The sequence below is a fragment of the Microcystis sp. M49636_WE2 genome (assembly GCF_030065375.1).
GTDB classification, from domain to species: domain Bacteria; phylum Cyanobacteriota; class Cyanobacteriia; order Cyanobacteriales; family Microcystaceae; genus Microcystis; species Microcystis aeruginosa_C.
Genome location: NZ_JASJFG010000263.1, coordinates 1 through 1,123 on the forward strand (window position 1 = coordinate 1; position 1,123 = coordinate 1,123).

A 1,123-nucleotide genomic window follows, 5' to 3' on the forward strand; every position below is an offset into this window, starting at 1 on the left:
CGGAATCGCTCCTTTCCGAGCTTTCCTCTGGCGGATGTTCAAGGAACAACACGAAGATTATAAATTCAAAGGTCTAGCTTGGTTGATTTTCGGAGTTCCCAAAACGGCCAATATTCTCTACCAAGAAGAATTAGAGAAAATCGCGGCGGAATTCCCCGATAACTTCCGTCTCACCTATGCCATCAGCCGGGAACAGCAAAATCCCCAGGGCGGCAGAATGTATATTCAACACCGGGTAGCCGAACACGCTGACGAAATCTGGAATCTACTCCAAAGTCCCAAAACCCACGCTTATATGTGCGGACTGAAAGGGATGGAAGATGGTATCGACGATGCTATCAGTGGTGCTGCCGCTAAAAATGGCACCGATTGGTCTGTCTATCAGAAACAACTGAAAAAAGAACATCGCTGGCACGTAGAAACCTACTAAACCAAAAAGGTTCTCTGAAAATTTTTTCGGGTGGGCAATGCCCACCTTTTTTGTCTTGGTTTCGGTTAAGATAAGTAGCTGGTTATAATTAAATTAAAAATGGATTTTAGGTTCGATCCCCCCTACCCCCCTTAATAAGGGGGGTGCCGATAGCTGGGGGGATCCCCCCTTAATCCCCCCTTAATAAGGGGGGCATCTGAAAGTTTTTAATACCTATCTACTTAGGTTTTTTAAAAGACCTTTAAAAAGATGAAATTCTCTCGACGCTTTTTTCCCGTTTTCCTTGCCCTCTGCTTACTGTTTATTTTGCTGCCCCGGGCCTGGAGTTTTACTAATAGCCAAAAACAAATTCTGGCAGATTTAAAAACAGCCGAGATTATTTATCTGGGAGAAAGACACGATAGTCAAGCCGATCATCAGGCCCAATTAGCTATTATCAAGTATTTACAGGCTAATAATCCCCAAATAGCCATCGCTTTCGAGATGTTTCAACGTCCTTACCAAATCTATTTGGATCAGTATTTAGCCGGCAAAATTAGCGAAAATCAGTTAAGAGAAAAAAGTGAATACGACCAACGTTGGGGATTTGATTGGGAATTTTACGCCCCGATCCTGCGCTTGGCCAAGGCGAAAAAACTACCATTGATCGCCCTCAATACACCCACGGAAATCACTAGAAAAGTGGCACAGGAG

The 1,123-nt window shown here is 43.9% G+C and carries 1 protein-coding gene and 1 pseudogene; both read left to right on the plus strand.

All coding sequences use genetic code 11. From position 1 onward, the window contains the following. Positions 1-430 (plus strand): annotated as a pseudogene (locus PX484_RS06350) (ferredoxin-NADP reductase); the annotation flags it as partial. A 249-nt stretch (positions 431-679) separates the two neighbouring features. Continuing rightward, the coding region (locus PX484_RS06355) for a ChaN family lipoprotein (protein ID WP_288103179.1) at positions 680-1,123 on the plus strand (444 nt) is incomplete at its 3' end.